Genomic DNA, 18,049 nt, shown 5'->3' with positions numbered 1-18,049 from the left:
AGGAGTCACCCCATGCGTCAGCAAAAAAGCAATACCATAGAATTAGATGTAGTTGATGATATAGAACAAGCTGTTGAAAAAGAATTAGTCAAAGCAGAATCAAAAGACAAATTTAAAGATATTGTCTCAAATAAAGAAGCCCCCAGTAAAAACCTCGATGCTACCCAATTGTATTTAGGCGAAATTGGCTTTTCTCCACTACTTACAGCGGATGAAGAGAAATACTTTTCACGCCGAGCTCTAAAAGGCGACGAAGCCTCCAGACAACGAATGATCGTCAGTAACTTGCGCTTAGTGGTTAAAATCGCGCGACGTTATAACAACCGTGGTTTAGCTCTACTTGATTTAGTTGAAGAAGGTAATTTAGGCCTCATACGTGCTGTTGAAAAATTCGATCCTGAGCGTGGCTTCCGTTTCTCAACCTATGCCACCTGGTGGATCCGCCAGACCATAGAACGTGCAATCATGAATCAAACGCGCACCATACGTTTGCCTATACACGTGGTAAAAGAACTTAATGTGTATTTACGCACTGCCCGCGAATTGGCACAAAAGCTAGATCACGAACCCACTGCTGAAGAAATTGCAGAGGCCGTGCAAAAGCCAGTTGCAGATGTGAATAAAATGCTACGTTTGAATGAACGCATTACGTCGGTCGACACCCCTATTGGTAGCGAAAACGATAATGTCTTACTCGATATCATCGCCGACGACAAAGGCCATGATCCGGAAGAAGACCTACAAGACAAAAATATAAAATTAAGTATAGTCGGCTGGCTAGAAGACCTAAACCCCAAACAACGTGAAGTGCTAGCGAGACGATTTGGCTTATTAGGATACGAACCTTCAACACTAGAAGACGTAGGCGTAGAAATTGGTTTGACACGAGAACGCGTCAGACAGATTCAAGTTGAATCACTGCGCAGATTAAAGGATATGTTAGGTCACAAAGGCTTGAATTTAGAGTCTTTATTTAATCAACTTGCTTAAATAAAACACGTTTTAAAAAAAATGCCGCTCAATAATGAAAGCGGCATTTTTGTATGGATTTTAGCTTCCTAAAGCGCAAAACTGCTATTAACAGTCAGTGTCTTCAGAACCCATTTTCGCTTTTGCATCTTCACAAGCATCTTCTAATGCATTACCAGCATCAGTCTTCATTTCGCTTGCTTTGTCTTTAGCATCTTCGTAGGCATCTTTTGATGTTTCTTTAGCATCTTCATAAGCGTCTGCACTTTCTTCTTTGGCATCTTCATAAGCATCGGCAGTAGATTCTTTAGCGTCTTCATACATGTCTTTGCTTTTTTCGCCAGCAGATTCCATTTTATCTTTGCTTGTTTGCACAGCTGAATCTACTTTCTCACCTGTTGTTGCTTCTTTGTTATCACTACATGCGGCAAGAGATAATGAGGCAACAAATATCACCATGGCTGTTTTAGTAAATGTATTTTTCATTTTAGTTCCTTGTATTTACGCTGCTCGAATATTCAAGCGATTGAGTATTACTTTTATTAAGGTATTAACCATGAATAAAATTAACCCGAAGTAACAAACTACTTTGCCAAGACCATGCACTACCCCTTCAAGCATAGCCACATTTCGCAATGTTAAAAGTGCGGTCAAAGCACACACTATGATGACGAAGAAATACATGATTGTCTCCTGTAATTTTTAACGAATATTTCCATCCAAGTAAGCATCAAACGCCCATTTGGAAAATTCATTCAATTTGATAATATCCTTTAACCAACCTAATGCGATTATCATGCCAAGTCATAAGCGATTGAAATTTCGGGTCTTTAACTAAAAATGTAATGCTAACCGCGTGTAAATGTGGGACATTGGCAACACTGAGTTACAACATTAAGCGTGGTTATTTCTTGTTCTTGCCTATTCACTTTGTCAGGATACATATCTAATCATTCTCTTTTCGAAAACAACTACGAGTAAAGTTCAGTATGCCGTCGTCTCCCTACTCTCCTTCATCGCCTGACGGCGGTGCCTATCGCCTAGTATTCCCCAAAGTATGTAAAACACGCGATGTCGTCACTTGGCTCAGGGAAGGTAAGCAACAATTTAAACGCGCGCCGGGCCCGTGGGTAACCTGCATGCTAATTTGGTTTGCCTTTTCGCTGTTGATGTCATTTATTCCCATTATTGGGCAAATTTTAAGTGGTTTATTAAACTATGTATTTATCGCGGGTTTGATGTTGGGATGTTACGAAGCACATCAAGGAGGAACATTTACCAGTCAGTATATGTTTGCAGGCTTTAAACACAATGTATCGAAGTTAGTTGGGCTTGGCGTTGTCAGTATGGTGGTTTCAGGTGGAATAATGTGGCTGGCACTTGGAGATATGTATCCGGCGATGCTCAGTGGAGACCTAGAGACTATACCAGCGGATATAGATATAGAGGGTCTGTTATTATCTATTTTGATAGCTAGCCTGTTACTTATTCCGTTAATGATGGGCTTATGGTTCGCTCCGGTCTTAATCATTAGACATGATTTATCTATCTTTGCTGCGTTACGATTAAGCTTTGTCGCCTGCTTTATAAATACTCTACCATTCTTTTGGTACGGCTTAATTTTAATCCCTATGTTGTTATTTGGAATGTTTACGCTGGGTTTGGGGTTACTGATTGTGTTACCCGTGATTATGATCAGCATATACGCGTCTTATGTGCAGATATTTTTAGAACCAGTTGTTGTCACCACACCTGTGGATTAAACAAATTCTGCTCATAAGACAGCAACCAAATCATTCAATACGTCATTCCTATCGACGTCAATAACGCCAGAGATAAAAAAGCGACAATAAAAAAGTCGCTTTTTTATTGTCTAATGTTTCATCTTAAAATATGTTGAGATAAGGTTAGATGCGTTCGTTTAACACATTAGCTATGGGTGATGACATTAGCTGACGCTCTGATACCCAAGCCCGCAAGGTCTTACCATCGCTTTCAGGTGTATTGAGTAAACTTTTTGGCATCTTCTTTATCATCAACTCCCCCGTTTCGAGTGCATTATTCAAAAAAGCAATACGGATTAGACTTTCACCATCACAGCTAATACCTGTGTAGTAATCTTGCAATTTCAGACGGTAATCGCTCTCTACCTTTTTCATTTTTTTGCGCAATTCCCCCTTATCATCTGCTTTAACTATCGTACAAATATTTTGCAAATCTTCGTTTACGTCTGCATGTGCTGATAAAGAAAATACGCAGCAAGACATAATAATAACAGCGGTGGTTTTAGCAATTTTCAACATGGTGGATCCTTGAATAAATATGAGTCGGTCTCTGATGTCGCGGATTAGACAGTAATATGATTGCCTAATAAATAACCAACAAAATACCTAGGTGTAGTTTTTTATACCTTTAATGGCAATACTTGGAGAGGGTAAATCTGCTTACCTAATAATAAATTAAGAATTGATAGGGACTTAGAGAAAAGGCTGCTAGTATCTGCGCCCATTTTTTCAACGTTTATAGGAATAAAAATGTCTAAACTTTTCTTTAAAGGCCGCATAGATCCGCGGGAGAAATATCAACACTTTGGTTATAACACCCAACGTAAAACAAAATTAGGCAGTAAAAATGCGCCTCTTATATTGAGCGTACAAACACAGGAAAGACAGCTCGAACTTGAAACTGTTCTCAAACAACACAATTTTTATGGCGAGATAATTGTCGATTCAGCCAAATCAGAAAATACCATACAACTTGATACGTTATTAAGCCTACCTGGAACCCAAACATCTGAAAAAACGCCTAACCGCAATGATCCTTGTATATGCGGAAGTGGCAAAAAATTCAAAAAATGTTGTGGATAAGGTCAGCACCTTAGCTGACCTTTCGGTCTTTTTATCTTTCAAATGGAAATCTAACGTTAGAGTGTCTTCAACCAATCCTTAAGTTCCACTGCCACAGGCTTATTGTGTTGCGCTAGAAACGCTGTGAAACTATGGGCATCTCTATTAACAATACGGTGCATCGGAAAACCCACTTCGTTCGCACAAGCCATACTTAACGCGTCATTTCCCACATCGTAAGCAACATGAGCATCGCTGGCAAAAACAATCTTCCAGTCAAGCTGATCGGTTACCTCAAGTACCTTTTTACAGTTTGGCGCACTCCCTGAGCGAGAGCCCTTGAACGAGCTATTATTCACTTCTAATACTACATTGTTGTCTTTTGCTGCTCGAACAACCTCTGCAATATCTATAGGGAAATTCGGATTGCCCGGATGGCCGATTATCTGAATATCGCCTGTTTCGATGGTCGCAATCATGGCCTTAGTATTCTGCGCTTTACTGGCTGGAGCAAAAACCGGTTCATGAAAACTTGCAATAGCAAAATCAAGAAAAGGATGAAGACCATTGGGAATATCATGGCCGCCATCTACTGGCATAATATTCGCCTCAATTGCACGTAATATAGCGACGCCGTCAACTAGCCGAGGTAACACATGACGATTTCCGAAATGCCATGGATGTGGAGAATCTGGCATAGTGGGCCCATGCTCAGTCAACGAAAACATCTGCATACCCTTGAGTTTTGCTTGTACCGCATATTCTTGTACTGTGCTATACGCATGAGTGCTTGCAACGGTATGTGAATGCGTATCAACCAATAATGTCATTCTGTTCTCCTGTATTTTATTTAATGATAACAACAGCCCATGACACTTTTTTTAAATCATGATTTAGTAATCGATAGCGGCAAAATTAAGCTACCAATTATCGCTAAATACAGAACTAAAATATAAACGAAAATAAGCAGTTCAGCTCAGCGAAGATACTAGCATAATATTTATACAGTCTTAGCCTGAAAACAAATTCCGATAATGTCTAGTTAAATGAGGAATATCGCTCATAAATCAATAGCCACGAACAGAAAATCCATCAAACACGGTTGTGAGCTTGATGCTTATTAGGCGATAATATTCTTTCGCACTAGCAAAAATAATGAGGACTGTATGATAGACAAATTTATGCAAGCTGCCATCGATGAAGCAAAAATTGGGCTTGAAGAAGGGGGAATCCCCATTGGTTCTGTATTAGTTTACAAAGGTGAAATTATAGGTAGAGGTCACAACAAGCGCGTACAAAGTGGCAGCCCTATTCTACATGGCGAAATGGATGCACTGAATAACGCAGGTCGTCAACCAGCTAGCGTATACCAAGCGTCAACCTTATACACAACTTTGTCACCTTGTAGCATGTGCAGTGGCACAATATTACTTTATGGTATTCCGAAACTTGTTATTGGCGAAAATCAGACATTCCAAGGAGAAGAAGCGCTACTGACGGCTCGCGGTGTAGCCATAGACGTGGTTCACAGCGAAGCTTGCATCTCACTGATGAATGATTTTATTCGCGATAAACCAGAATTGTGGAACGAAGACATAGGTGAGTAAAAGCGACTTTGAGAGTAAAATAATAATCACTATGCTTTAAATACCACTCATAAAGTTAAATATAATTTACATTACGAGAATTGTATTCTATATTTTTTACATATTAATTTATGGGATCGTAATCGTATGTCGTTTAAAGAGAAAAGTATTTGGGTGTCACTGGTTACAACTGTATTTATCTTTAGTTATTATTTTATAAGTTTACAAAGTTTGGCTGACCTGCCTGTCAATGAGACAAAACAAATTGCGGGTGAGTTACTTTTAAAAGCCATTATTATGATGATAATAGTTGAGATTATTTTTCATATTATCATTGCAATTTTCAATCCTGATGACGCTCAACAAAAAGCAGATGAGCGTGATAAACTTTATCAACTAAAAGCGAATAGCATTGGTTATTCCTTCTTAATTTTAGGTGTGATGATTTCCTTAGGACACATTTTATTGAACGAATTTCTCGCCCCAACTGACACATCAGAAGTCATCCAAGTATTTCCACTTTTGACGGCCCATATCTTACTGTTCAGTTTTATTATTTCCGAGTTGGCACGTTTTACGAGTCAATTATTTTTTTATAGAAAAGGTGCCTAGAGTGGCAAATGTACCCATCAAAAATAAGGTTCGAGAATTACGATTTTTTGCTGATGAAATGACGCAGAAAGAGTTAGCAGAATTGGTTGGTGTAACACGCCAAACAATTATGGCTATTGAAAAAAGTAAGTATTCACCAACGCTTGAAGTGGCCTTTAAAATTGCAGAGGTATTTGGTCAATCTATTGAAGAAGTATTTCAATACGAAGGTTAATAAAATCTTTTGTTAGTAATTACTAACAATGATATTTTTTATACATTTATAGCTAACAATAAAACATATAATATAGTCAGCACAGGAAATATTACTATCCTATGCTGACGAAAAAGTTAAATAAATAGTAAATACTTACTTACTATTCACCCTTCCATTTTACTTCATATAGGTCACGTCGGCGATCCAGATAGTTACGTACTGAACCTTCGTTTTTGAGCTGTTTCAATTTATCAAAATCAAGGTCAACTATCAGCGTCATCTCAGTATTAGGAGTGGTTTCAGATACGATCGCATCATGAGGAAACGAGAAATCAGAAGGCGAAAAAACAGCAGTCTGACCATACTGAATATCAACATTATCGACCTTAGGTAAGTTACCCACACTACCAGCAATTGCCACATAACATTCGTTCTCGATAGCTCTTGCTTGCGAACATCTACGTACCCGTAAATAACCATTTTTGGTATCCGTCCAGAAGGGTACAAATAGGATCTGAACATCTTGTTCAGCAAGTAATCTACCCAGTTCAGGGAACTCCACATCGTAGCAAATTAGAATGCCCACCTTGCCAAAATCGGTGTCAAAGGCTTGTAGTTTATTGCCCCCTTGCATGATCCAATCTTTCTTCTCATGTGGTGTCAGATGCAATTTATATTGGCTTTCTACTCGCCCATCTCGGTGACAAAAATAACTCACATTGTACAATTCATCATCTTCGATAACAGGTACCGAACCAGCAATGACATTAATATTGTAAGACACCGCCAAACGCGAAATTTCTGTGAGTATTTCATCGGTATAGGTTGCCAAATTCCATATAGCATCTATCGAAGAATCGGCGTGTTTAATACCCATCAAAGGGGCGTTAAAAAACTCGGGGAAAAGTGCCACATCACACTTGTAGTCTGACAACGCATCAACAAAGTATTCTACCTGTTGAAGTAATTCAGGAATATCGTTGAAGTAACGCATTTGCCACTGAATACAACCGATGCGCGCCGAGTTGCGTTGGCTAGCCAATGGGCCTGGCTCTTCTGCATCGTAATAGATGTTATGCCATTGCAGAAGCGTGGCATATCCTCGAGAGGCTCTATCTTCAGGGAAGTACGCTTTAAGTAATTGTTTTACTTCAAAGCCATTTGATAACTGAAAGGTTAAAATAGGATCGTGTAGGTCTTTGGACTTAACTAACTCGACATATTCGTAAGGTGACATCTGTGCTGCATGCTTGGCGTAATTTGGAATACGACCACCGGCTACAATCGATTTCAAATTTAGATTTCGACATACATCTTTACGAGCCTCGTATAAACGGCGTCCTAAACGCAATCCACGATATTCAGGGGATACAAATAAATCGATCCCGTATAATACATCTCCTTTGGGGTCGTGCGTCGACATATACGCATCACCCGTTATATCATCGTAGGTATGTTTATCACCAAATTTTTCATAATCAATAATAACTGATATGGCGGCCGCGACGACTTTGCCTTTATCTTCAATACAGATCTGTCCTTCAGGAAAAACATTCAACTGTGATTGAAAATTTTTCAAAGGCCAAGCGCCGCCAACTTGCGCATATACAATGTCCATCAACTCTTTTACATCTGCATAATCATCAATGGTTAAGTGGCGTAATTCTAATATATGTTCAGGGTCATCGACCGATGGTGTAGTGCTGTTGTTATCATGCATAAGCGTACCGTTTGGCTCCGTTTTAATAGGGTTTGTTCACGAGTAACAACCTGTACCAGCGCAGGTGTTTCGTCAAGCAATGATTGTTCTTCAGGGATGTTTTACTTGGATAATTAGCAGCGAGTCAGTTTTCAACTTTGCGCTTTTAATCGCGAGTATAGATGTAGAATTTAATAAATATACCCTTAGACCAGCAAAATACGCGCCATCCACCTTAAATCGAGAATGTTGCAATGGTTTAATGTATTTCGCTGATGAGATATGCTCGTCTGGATCTAAAGCTGAAGGTCACAGCTATAAGTATCAAAGGGTAAATTTTGTGAGAACGTTTATGCCTTTTTGTAACGGGAAATAACATCCTGTGATTGACCAGTTATTCGACAATTAAAGATTTCACTAAACTATCTTCGCCACCATAGCGCTGAAGATATTTGTTCACTATAATGCGCGACTTTAAGGTCCCGCAATTAGGTATTTAAGGTAATGGCAGAACAAACTGATTGGACAATCGATGACGCAGAGCGCGTTTACGGCGTAAAGCGTTGGGGTGCAGGTTACTTCGAGATCGGCGCTAACGGTAATTTACATATTACCCCTGATCTCGCTAATAAAAATATGCGTATCGACTTTCAATCTGTCATCGACGAGATTAAGCAAGAAGGTATTCAATTTCCCGTTGTTGTGCGTTTTCACGATATATTGCGTTCACAAGTTGCGGCACTCAATAAAACCTTTATCAATACCATCGAAGAAGCCCAGTACAAGGGTAAATACATGGGTGTTTATCCGGTTAAAGTCAATCAGATGCGTGAAGTCGTTGAAGAGATAGTAGATGCAGGTGCTCCTTTCAATTACGGTTTAGAAGCTGGCTCTAAGGCTGAGCTCATCACTGTTATGGCTTACAACACCAACATTAATTCGCTGACTATTTTGAATGGCTATAAAGACGCTGAATTTATGCGCTTAGCACTGCTTGGCCGTAAATTGGGTCGCGAAATGATTGTGGTTATCGAGAAATACTCAGAGTTGAGCTTACTAGTTAACGCAGCCAAGCAGCTAGATGTTATGCCTATCATCGGACTGCGCTCTAAAATGACGGTTAAAGGCCGTGGCAAATGGGAAAGCTCCGGCGGTGATCGCGCTAAATTTGGTTTGACCACCAGCGAAATGATTTGCGCTGCTCGCTACTTAGAAAGTGAAGGTATGGGTGATTGCTTAAAGTTGCTACATTTCCATATCGGTAGTCAGTTAACCGATATTCGTGCAGTAAAAGAAGCCATTAGTGAAGGCGGCCGTATTTACGCTGAATTACATCGCATGGGATTCAAATTAGAATATGTTGATGTCGGTGGTGGTTTAGGTATCGACTACGACGGCAGTAAATCAACTAACGACTCATCTCGCAATTACACCATGGATGAATACGTCGCCGATGTCGTTTATGGTATGCGTGAAGTGTGTGATTTAGAAAATGTACCTCACCCTACCCTCGTAAGCGAAAGTGGCCGCGCCATAACCGCTCATCACAGTTGTGTGGTTGCGCAAGTCGTCGGTGAAATCCGCGCCAATAGCGCTGAGTTACCCACAGACGAACTGCCCACAGATCATATTCTGTTAGGCAACATTCGTGAGTTAGCAGAAAGTGTTGATACACAAAACAATCTGCAGGAGATTTTTAATGACGCCTCACAATGGAAAGAGCAAGCCATTGGTGCATTCAAATTGCGGGTTATTACTCTCGAAGAATTGGCTAAAATTGAAACATTGTACTGGCAGATTATGGTGAAATTACAGCATCGCTTAAAAAATGCTGATTTTGTGCCAGAGGAACTGCAAGAACTCGATTATAATTTATCATCACAATACCTATGTAATTTTTCAGTGTTTCAGTCCGCTGCAGATACTTGGGCTATTGACCAAGTATTGCCCGTGGTGCCGATTTCACGCATGAATGAAGAACCCACAGTAAACTGTTCCCTAGTTGACATTACCTGTGATAGCGACGGCAAACTTGATCAATTCGTTGTAGAACATGGCATATCTGATGTACTGCCAATGCCGCCTCTTAAAAAGGGTGAAGACTATTATTTAGGTTTGTTCTTAACGGGCGCTTACCAAGATGTTATGGGCGACATGCACAACCTTTTTGGTCGTCTTAACGAGGTTCACATTTTTGGTGATGATGATGACCCTGAAGATTTCTACATCGAAGAGGTTGTTAAAGGCTCTTCGGTGCAAGATGTATTGTCTATCATGCAATACAATCCGGATGCCATGGCGCAATCGATGAAACGAATGATTGATCAGCATATTTCAAGTGGCGATATGAAACCACGAGAAGCCGTGAAGTGGACCGACTTTTACGAAGACTGCTTAAAAGGTTATACCTACTTAAAAACCAACTAAGGGTTGATCAACACATAATAAAAAGCCCCGTTTATATCGTTAAACGGGGCTTTTTTTATACTTAAAAAATATACTCCGTTAAGTTGCAGCTATTATGGTTTAACGCTACCGCTTAGTAATTTTTGCTTCTCATCGTATTGTTCAAAATAACTGGCCCAAAAATCGGCAGTAAAATCATTAATAAGGTTCGACTCCGCATTCATCAGCATAAAATATCCGACTTTCTGATCCGGCGCAAAAGACACAACAGCTCGATAACCTTTTACCCAGCCACCATGGTAATTCAATTTATGGCCATCAAAATCGTACACACGCCAACCAAGTCCATAGTGCGCATCTTTCAAATAGCGTTTCCACAAGCGACGATGCATTTCGCGCTTAGTTTTGACTCTGGGCTGCGTTACCTGATCAATAATTTGCGGTCCAATAATATTTGGTTTTTCGCCTAATAATGCCCCTACCCACTTAACCATATCAGCACCATTAGCGTTAACTCCGGCCGCCGGTGAATAACGATAATAATCATCACTAACCGCTACGCTGCGCCACTTATTTTTGGCTATTGCAACATGTGGCTTAGCCCAAGAGGAAGAGGCCTCAAGCCCTTTTCGTCCCACGCTTGAGCCTTTCATATTAAGCGGTAGCAACACTTCATCTTCTAATTGTTGCCGGTAAGACGTATTGTTTTCTTCAAAATATTCTTCTATCACACCGAACAGAGTATTTTGATAGGTGTAACATTCACCCGGCGTACACAAAGGCTTTAGCGCAGTTAACATATTTAACACACGTTTTACCGGATAATTGGCCTCAATTAGGTTGTCATAAGCATTCGGTGAAAAGCCACTAGATTGGCCAATCACATGGGCTAACTGTAAATTATTAGTGTTCTCAAAACTGAATTCATTGGTCATATTTGTCACTGGCGTTTGCCAACTAAGCTTGTTTTCTTCGACCATCTTCGCCATTAAGATAGACGTAAACGTTTTAGACACTGAAGCTAAACGAAATACGGTATCTGGCGTGATAGCCGATCCGTTACTAGCTGTTTTGCCCGACACCACCATTTTTGCCGGCTTACCCTCTTCAATCAAGGCAAACAAATATCCAGGCACTCGTTGTTTTGCCGTCTTGCCCTTCACGCGTTTTGCAAAGTCATCAAGCCACTCTTCACCCCACGCTTGGGAACAAACAAGGCTAGAAACGACCATACCCAACAATAAAAAATATTTAAACACGTGAAATGGTTAGCTCCAAAATAGCGATAAAAAACATAGTAACTTCCTTTTACTGACTATAGGTAAAACGGCCGCGTATTATCAGCTGTATTAGCCTTAAAATTCAACAAGCAATTACGCACCCTCTATGTGAGCGACTATTTTGCTTTGAGTTCCGCTTTCGACGCATAATAATGGCTCAGCGGATTATTATTAGTCCATGACTTAACACATTCGGTTCACTCATGCTCACGACACAACATTTTCAGCAAGCTAGATTATCCCGAGATCCTCGCTTCGATGGACGTTTTTTTATTGCGGTCAAATCAACCGGAATATTTTGTCGTCCAATTTGCCCGGCCAAACTCCCTCTAGAAGAAAATGTCGAGTACTTCACGTTGGCGCCACAGGCAATGCTCGCGGGGTATCGCCCCTGCTTACGTTGTCGGCCTGACAGCGCACCTCATTCTCACGCATGGAATGGCGTCGATACCACGGTCACTCGAGCCATGGCACTCCTTAATAAAAATTTGCACCTTAATATGAGCCAAATTGCCGCAAAACTTGGAATAAGCGATCGCTACTTGCGTCAGTTATTTATACGCCATATCGGGCTCAGCCCGAAGCAATATCAGCTATATGAACAAATTTTGTTTGCCAAGCAGTTACTTCAGCATACACAACTTCCGGTAGATCATGTTGCCGATGCAGCAGGGTTCAACGACGCCAGACGCTTACAATACAACATGCAACGTGTAATGCGTCGCACACCGAAAGAATTGCGCATAAAACCAACTGACCTACTGCAACCCATTGTAATTCCTCTTGCTTATCGCCCGCCTTACAATTGGCCCCAATTACGAGACTTTCTGGCTCGCCGTGCGATAAAAGATTGCGAATGGCTCGATAACACCAGCTATTCTCGCAGCATCCTACTCAATGGCAGCCGCGGATATTTTCACGCTCAACATCAACCTGATAAGCATCGTTTTATCGTGACCTTGAGTCTAGATAATTTGCATATGCTCAAGCCCGCACTGCACAATATAAGACGAATACTGGATTTAGATGCCGATAGCATGACCATAGATAAGCAGCTTATTCAAAGTGGTTTAAGCGAAGAGCACATCGCTCCGGGTATGCGGATCCCTGGTGTGTGGGATACCTTTGAAGCGGGCTGCCGAGCTATATTAGGGCAGCAAATATCCGTTACTGCGGCCATCAATCTGGTGACAAAACTGGTGGCTGTACTTGGCCAGCTTATTCCGCTGGCCCCAGAGAAAAGCCCCTTGATCAGACGATATTTTCCTACTGCCGAGGCAATCGCTAATAGTGACCTTAGTTTCTTAGGTATGCCAAATAGCCGCCGGGAGACCCTTCGTCGTTTTGCCTCATTTTATCAGCAACACCCCGATGCGCCTCCAGATGAATGGCTATCACTAAAAGGCATTGGTCCGTGGACGGTAGCTTATGCTAATTTGCGCGGGCAATCTCAGGCTGACATTTGGTTAAGCAGCGATTTAGTCATCAAAAAACAATTACTATTACATAGTATTGAAGCCGATAAAGCTTGCCCTTGGCGCAGCTATTTAACGTTTACCTTATGGAGTCTTGCCTGATGATCCCCCCCAAAGATTGTAATCAATCATATGACTATTTATCGACCGCAACGGGTCTATTAAAAATAAGTGCTAACGATTTAGGTATCAGCGCCATTACGTACGTTGAGCAGCAAGATCAGAAACCAAGCCACCACCCTATATTACGTAAGGCCAAGCAGCAACTGAGCGAATACTTCAATAACGAACGGGAAGTGTTCGATTTACCCTTAGCGCCAACAGGAACGGTATTTCAGTGTAAAGTTTGGCAATTGTTATGCGATATTCCCTACGGGCAAACCTGCAGTTATGGGGATATTGCTAAGCGCTTAGACAATCCTAAAGCGGTACGAGCAGTTGGCAGTGCCAATGGTAAAAATCCCATATCCATTATTGTCCCTTGCCATAGAGTAATCGGTGCTAACGGCACACTTACCGGATACGCAGGCGGCTTAAAACGCAAAGCCTATTTACTGCAATTGGAAAACTCACTATTTAGTGCACGTCATACTAAATAAGCGCAATAAGGAACATTTATGCAAGCGCGTCATTTTATTGAGCTGATTTTTCTCGCCGGTATCTGGGGTGCCGCTTTTATTTTCACTCGTACTGCAACGCCTGAGTTTGGCCCTATTAGCTTGATCACTATGCGCGCAGGTATTGCCAGTCTTATATTGCTGCCCTTTGTTTGTAATCGCCTCGCTTTGGCGCAAATAACCAAACATTGGCAAGGGATCCTTATCGTCGGACTGACCAACACCGCCATCCCTTTTTGCCTTTTCAGCTATAGTCTATTGCACATTGGGGCTGGTTACGCTTCTGTTATGAATGCCACCGCTCCGATGTTTGGCGCACTTATCGGTCTACTATGGTTAAAACAGCGTATATCAGGTTTAGCCGTTGTGGGGTTAGTCATTGGCTTTATGGGGGTGGCCATACTCAGTGCAGCTCAAGCGGCTGCGTTCAACGCACTCGCTGTTCTACCCACGCTTGCCACGCTTGGCGCCACTGCGCTATATGGTTATGCTGGCTGCTTCACAAAGCAGTATTTAAGTGATGTAAGCCCGATGGCTTTGGCCGCGGGCAGTTTATTTGCTGCGACTTTATGTTTACTGCCTTTAAACATTTGGTTTATGCCCAGCTCTTTACCCTCGTCCAGCAGCTGGATCGATGCCATTGCCTTAGGGAGTTTATGTACTGCTTTAGCCTATTTATTATATTTTCGTTTAATAGCCAATGTAGGACCAAGCAATGCTTTAATGGTTGCATACTTGATCCCAGCATTTGGCATTATGTGGGGAATTATTTTGTTAGGTGAAACGTTCACTATGTTAATGTGGGCAGGCGTTGTGTTAGTAATAAGTGGCGTAGTGTTAGCCACTGGCATTATTGAAAGACGCAGGTTAAAAATTAAACCTGCTCTTTAAATGCGTACTTGAGTGCGTTTAATGCTCCGCAATAAGCTGTAAGCGCACCACATTTCGCCCTTCTCGCTTAGCGGCAAAAAGCGCGTCGTCTGCGGCGGCAATCACCTCATTAATAGTCCGAGGAATAGCGGTGAACGAAACACCAAAGCTTGCAGTCATTTGAATGGACATACTGCCCGTGGTAATCGTCATATTGGCTAAACGATTACGCACCGTTTCTGCCACGTCAACCGCTTCATGAGGCCCGGTATTCGGCAGTAGTAATAAGAACTCCTCACCGCCCCAACGCCCCAGTATGTCTTGCTTTCTTAACTCCAACTGCAACATCGAAGCAATCTGACGCAAAACGATATCACCCGCTTTGCGACCGTGGGTTTCATTGATTGATTTAAAATTGTCTAGGTTAATTAAGACCAAACTCACAGATGATTTCTCATACATAAAGCCATCAAACATCAGTGACATACTTGCGCGGTTAGGCAGTTCAGTTAATACGTCAATCTGACGGGTTTTTTGCATGTCTTTTTTGAAGTAATACAACAAATTGTAAATAATCAAAAATAAGCCAAAAATAAGCACTAACAAGGTGACAATACTAAAAATAAAGCCACGGCTGATCTCAGTTTGACGAGACTCAAGGGGCGTCATCAAGTATAAAGTCCAATCAAACGGTTGAATATTCAATTCTGCTATTAAAAAATCATAACCATTTATTTTCACCAATAGGTTATTCAACGAGCCTTGCTGATCTTCTTCTGACAAATCTTTAAACCAAGGTAAATTGGTCAAATTAGTAAACTCTGAATTCGCTGCTACCAACTTGGGGTCCGATGACAACGTAATATTTCTGTCTTGATCGGCAAAAATAAAGTCGTAACCATAGGTTTCTTTATAGCGCGCAAAAATATCTAAAAAGCTGCGCAGGCTTTTACCCACACCAAAAAAACCAAGAAAACGTTGGTTCTCGTCAAAGACTTTTAAATCAATATAGAAGTGGGTATCTTCCCATTTTCCAATATCGGCAATTTCGTTCTGCGCTGAATCTTTGTATTTGAAATACCAACTTACGTCACCTTCTACCAGCTCAGTAGTGGTGCCATCAGAATAATACTGGCGTCTATTTTTTTCGCTCGCGATAAAAAAATTCATGCCAAATTCGCGGTGTAATCGTTTAAGACTGGCAAACACAGCATCTTCATCAATAGACTGTGCTCCCATTAAATCTTGTAATTCTTTGGCTTTTACGAGAGTTTCAGATATATGCAGTGGTTTCATCAGTTGCTGAACAATCAGCTCTAATGCGGGAGAGTGGGATTGTTGTTGAGCACGGCTTTGCTCTGCAACGATTTTAGATACACTAAAATGTACCAACGTCACTATAGATATAACGACAACGACAAATAGCAGTAAGATACTGCGATGTAAGGTCCGAAAAATATTCACAAACTACCCTGTATAAAATAAACTAAAAAACGGCTTAACTGCTTATTAGTGCACCCAGTTATTCATTAACTCCGGTGCGACTAATTAATTGCTCTCGTTAAACCAAAGACCTTTTTTTACGCAAATTATTTCATAAAAAACAACATATACACTAAGTTTTATATATTGTTCGCCACATAATCTGCTGACAATACGGTTAGGTCGGTAAATTTACCTTAATAACTCTATTATAAGCAAGCGACCAAAATAAGGACATTGTACTTTGGTTGCAAAGTTATTGTTTGGTTGCATCAATTAATAAATATTTTTACGTCACTTACCTGATAAAAGATCGAGCACTGGTAGTTTTTTCCCGCATCAGTAAAATACCCTCACTTCATTAGATTCAGGATACTTCATGTCATTTTCAGTAGTAATACTCGCAGCAGGCAAAGGGACGCGTATGAAGTCTTCAATGCCTAAGGTTTTACACCCAATTGGCGCCAAGCCAATGGTTCAACGGATTATTGATACCGTAAATCAGTTGGGGGCTAATTCTATCAACTTGGTCTATGGCCATCAGGCTGAGCAACTGCAATCTGCCCTTGGGCACAACGCGTTAAACTGGTGTTTACAGGCAGAGCAGCTTGGTACCGGTCACGCAGTGCAACAAACAGTACCTTATATCAATGATAACGAAGATGTACTTATTTTGGTTGGAGACGCGCCGCTTATAAAAGCCAATACTCTGCATAATTTATTACAAACAAAAGCCCAGGCCGATGTTGCGCTGCTGACGGTTAACGTTGCTGACCCAACAGGAATGGGCCGTATTATTCGTCAAGGCGATCAAGTGACGGCTATCGTTGAACATAAAGACGCCAGTGATGCCCAGCGTCAAATCAATGAGATTAATACCGGCATGATGGTATTAAATGGTAAAGATCTAAAACGCTGGTTAGCAAATTTGAACAGCAACAATGCTCAAGGCGAATTTTATTTAACCGACGTGATTGAAATGGCTGCCAACGAAGGCAAAATCATTAAAGCGGCGCAGCCTACCAGTGAAGTAGAAGTGGAAGGCATTAATAATCGTAAGCAACTCGCTGCCATAGAGCGCGCCTTCCAATTTGAACAGGCCGAAGAACTCATGATGCAAGGTGTGAGCTTACTCGACCCCCACCGTTTTGATTTACGTGGTGATATTATCGTCGGACAAGACATCGTCATTGACGTCAACGTGGTAATCGAAGGCACAGTGAAAATTGGTTCTAATGTGACAATAGGCCCTAACTGTATTCTAAGAGACTGTGAAATTGCCGATGGCGTCACTATCGAGGCTAACAGCATGTTAGATCAAGCCGTAGTCGGCGAAAATTGCTCTGTGGGACCTTATGCACGCCTGCGTCCCGGCACGGTTATGCATGAAAACGCCCGAGTCGGTAATTTCGTTGAGATGAAAAAAACGACATTGGGTAAAGGCTCGAAAGCTAACCACTTATCGTACTTAGGCGACACAACAGTAGGGATTGGTGCCAACATCGGTGCAGGCACCATTACTTGTAACTACGATGGGGTTAATAAATCAAAAACGATTATCGGTGACGGTGCGTTTATTGGTTCGAATAGCGCATTGGTGGCACCAGTTCAAATTGGTAATCAAGCAACCGTTGGTGCTGGTTCAGTGATAACTAAAACAGTAGCTGATGAAGAGTTGGCCATCGCTCGAGCCAAGCAACGTAATATTAGTGGATGGCAGCGTCCAACCAAGCCCTAAGGATTATTAGCGCTTAAGGCATTGCTGATAGCAACAAAACTAAACAACAAAGAAGGCTCTACTATATCAATAGAGCCTTTTTTATTATTGGTGAATCAACCACCATTTATTCAGCATGGTCACTGGTGAAGTTACAAACATGTAAGTCATTTAAAACCTTATCTGTTGACTTGAATATCCTTCGATTTAACACCGCGGCAACCAAAGCCACGTATTTACTGTATGTTTGCCTAATAACTAAGTATTCGCTTTAATAGAGACAAAATAATCCCT

Annotated in this window: 18 protein-coding genes; 11 read left to right on the top strand and 7 right to left on the bottom strand. The window is 41.3% G+C overall.

Annotated features, from left to right (window positions below):
- Positions 1 to 12 precede the first annotated feature (12 nt).
- Positions 13 to 990 carry an RNA polymerase sigma factor RpoS gene (gene rpoS / locus GQR89_RS02070; protein ID WP_158768522.1) on the top strand — a complete coding sequence of 326 codons (978 nt, stop codon included), beginning with the start codon at positions 13 to 15 and terminating at the stop codon, positions 988 to 990.
- Between the two features lie 87 nt (positions 991 to 1,077).
- Here the strand turns inward: rpoS and GQR89_RS02065 are convergent, their stop codons facing one another.
- Complete coding sequence (locus GQR89_RS02065; protein ID WP_158768521.1) at positions 1,078 to 1,455, bottom strand: hypothetical protein; 378 nt, start codon at positions 1,453 to 1,455, stop codon at positions 1,078 to 1,080.
- A 15-nt stretch (positions 1,456 to 1,470) separates the two neighbouring features.
- Complete coding sequence (locus GQR89_RS02060) at positions 1,471 to 1,653, bottom strand: phosphohydrolase (RefSeq protein ID WP_158768520.1); 183 nt, start codon at positions 1,651 to 1,653, stop codon at positions 1,471 to 1,473.
- A gap of 305 nt (positions 1,654 to 1,958) precedes the next feature.
- Between GQR89_RS02060 and GQR89_RS02055 the strand changes: the two genes are divergently transcribed.
- The gene (locus GQR89_RS02055) at positions 1,959 to 2,732 is read left to right on the top strand and encodes a BPSS1780 family membrane protein (protein ID WP_158768519.1); all 774 of its coding nucleotides are present in this window, start codon (positions 1,959 to 1,961) and stop codon (positions 2,730 to 2,732) included.
- A gap of 144 nt (positions 2,733 to 2,876) precedes the next feature.
- Here the strand turns inward: GQR89_RS02055 and GQR89_RS02050 are convergent, their stop codons facing one another.
- The gene (locus GQR89_RS02050; protein ID WP_158768518.1) at positions 2,877 to 3,272 is read right to left on the bottom strand and encodes a DUF3718 domain-containing protein; all 396 of its coding nucleotides are present in this window, start codon (positions 3,270 to 3,272) and stop codon (positions 2,877 to 2,879) included.
- A 231-nt stretch (positions 3,273 to 3,503) separates the two neighbouring features.
- Between GQR89_RS02050 and GQR89_RS02045 the strand changes: the two genes are divergently transcribed.
- Positions 3,504 to 3,836, top strand: a complete 333-nt coding sequence (locus tag GQR89_RS02045; protein WP_158768517.1) for a PBPRA1643 family SWIM/SEC-C metal-binding motif protein — start codon at positions 3,504 to 3,506, stop codon at positions 3,834 to 3,836.
- Between the two features lie 56 nt (positions 3,837 to 3,892).
- Here the strand turns inward: GQR89_RS02045 and GQR89_RS02040 are convergent, their stop codons facing one another.
- Positions 3,893 to 4,645, bottom strand: coding sequence for a phosphatase (locus tag GQR89_RS02040; RefSeq protein ID WP_158768516.1), 753 nt, complete (start codon positions 4,643 to 4,645; stop codon positions 3,893 to 3,895).
- 339 nt (positions 4,646 to 4,984) lie between these two features.
- Here GQR89_RS02040 and GQR89_RS02035 point away from each other — a divergent pair, with 339 nt between their 5' ends.
- The 3 genes from GQR89_RS02035 to GQR89_RS02025 all read left to right on the top strand — a co-directional run bounded on the left by GQR89_RS02035 (position 4,985) and on the right by GQR89_RS02025 (position 6,227).
- Positions 4,985 to 5,422 (top strand): nucleoside deaminase, encoded by a 438-nt coding sequence (locus GQR89_RS02035; RefSeq protein ID WP_158772103.1) that lies wholly within the window; start codon positions 4,985 to 4,987, stop codon positions 5,420 to 5,422.
- A gap of 126 nt (positions 5,423 to 5,548) precedes the next feature.
- A complete protein-coding gene (locus GQR89_RS02030; RefSeq protein ID WP_158768515.1) occupies positions 5,549 to 6,013 on the top strand; it encodes a hypothetical protein in 465 nt (154 codons plus the stop codon).
- A gap of 1 nt (position 6,014) precedes the next feature.
- Complete coding sequence (locus GQR89_RS02025) at positions 6,015 to 6,227, top strand: helix-turn-helix transcriptional regulator (protein WP_158768514.1); 213 nt, start codon at positions 6,015 to 6,017, stop codon at positions 6,225 to 6,227.
- 142 nt (positions 6,228 to 6,369) lie between these two features.
- Here GQR89_RS02025 and GQR89_RS02020 read toward each other — a convergent pair whose 3' ends face one another.
- Positions 6,370 to 7,929 (bottom strand): bifunctional GNAT family N-acetyltransferase/carbon-nitrogen hydrolase family protein, encoded by a 1,560-nt coding sequence (locus GQR89_RS02020; RefSeq protein WP_158768513.1) that lies wholly within the window; start codon positions 7,927 to 7,929, stop codon positions 6,370 to 6,372.
- A gap of 483 nt (positions 7,930 to 8,412) precedes the next feature.
- On the opposite strand from GQR89_RS02020, the gene speA reads away from it, so the two are divergent.
- Complete coding sequence (gene speA, locus GQR89_RS02015; protein ID WP_158768512.1) at positions 8,413 to 10,335, top strand: biosynthetic arginine decarboxylase; 1,923 nt, start codon at positions 8,413 to 8,415, stop codon at positions 10,333 to 10,335.
- Positions 10,336 to 10,427: 92 nt separating this feature from the next.
- Here the strand turns inward: speA and GQR89_RS02010 are convergent, their stop codons facing one another.
- On the bottom strand, positions 10,428 to 11,573 hold the full coding sequence (locus GQR89_RS02010) for a serine hydrolase (RefSeq protein WP_158768511.1): 1,146 nt from the start codon (positions 11,571 to 11,573) through the stop codon (positions 10,428 to 10,430).
- A 224-nt stretch (positions 11,574 to 11,797) separates the two neighbouring features.
- Between GQR89_RS02010 and GQR89_RS02005 the strand changes: the two genes are divergently transcribed.
- From GQR89_RS02005 to GQR89_RS01995, 3 genes are read left to right on the top strand one after another with little or no spacing between them, the layout of a single operon-like run.
- On the top strand, positions 11,798 to 13,171 hold the full coding sequence (locus tag GQR89_RS02005) for an AlkA N-terminal domain-containing protein (protein WP_158768510.1): 1,374 nt from the start codon (positions 11,798 to 11,800) through the stop codon (positions 13,169 to 13,171).
- Positions 13,171 to 13,668 (top strand): methylated-DNA--[protein]-cysteine S-methyltransferase, encoded by a 498-nt coding sequence (locus GQR89_RS02000; protein WP_158768509.1) that lies wholly within the window; start codon positions 13,171 to 13,173, stop codon positions 13,666 to 13,668. The genes GQR89_RS02005 and GQR89_RS02000 overlap by 1 nt, the downstream gene beginning before the upstream one ends.
- Before the next feature lie 18 nt (positions 13,669 to 13,686).
- Complete coding sequence (locus GQR89_RS01995; protein WP_158768508.1) at positions 13,687 to 14,577, top strand: DMT family transporter; 891 nt, start codon at positions 13,687 to 13,689, stop codon at positions 14,575 to 14,577.
- Positions 14,578 to 14,595: 18 nt separating this feature from the next.
- On the opposite strand, the gene GQR89_RS01990 is transcribed toward GQR89_RS01995, so the two are convergent.
- A complete protein-coding gene (locus tag GQR89_RS01990) occupies positions 14,596 to 16,020 on the bottom strand; it encodes a diguanylate cyclase (protein WP_158768507.1) in 1,425 nt (474 codons plus the stop codon).
- A gap of 397 nt (positions 16,021 to 16,417) precedes the next feature.
- On the opposite strand from GQR89_RS01990, the gene glmU reads away from it, so the two are divergent.
- A complete protein-coding gene (gene glmU, locus GQR89_RS01985) occupies positions 16,418 to 17,776 on the top strand; it encodes a bifunctional UDP-N-acetylglucosamine diphosphorylase/glucosamine-1-phosphate N-acetyltransferase GlmU (RefSeq protein WP_158768506.1) in 1,359 nt (452 codons plus the stop codon).
- The last annotated feature ends 273 nt before the right edge of the window (positions 17,777 to 18,049 follow it).

The sequence above is a fragment of the Paraglaciecola sp. L1A13 genome (assembly GCF_009796745.1).
Taxonomy (GTDB): Bacteria; Pseudomonadota; Gammaproteobacteria; order Enterobacterales; family Alteromonadaceae; genus Paraglaciecola.
The sequence above is the reverse complement of the archived record's forward strand: the minus strand, read 5'-3'. Positions and strand labels throughout refer to the sequence as shown.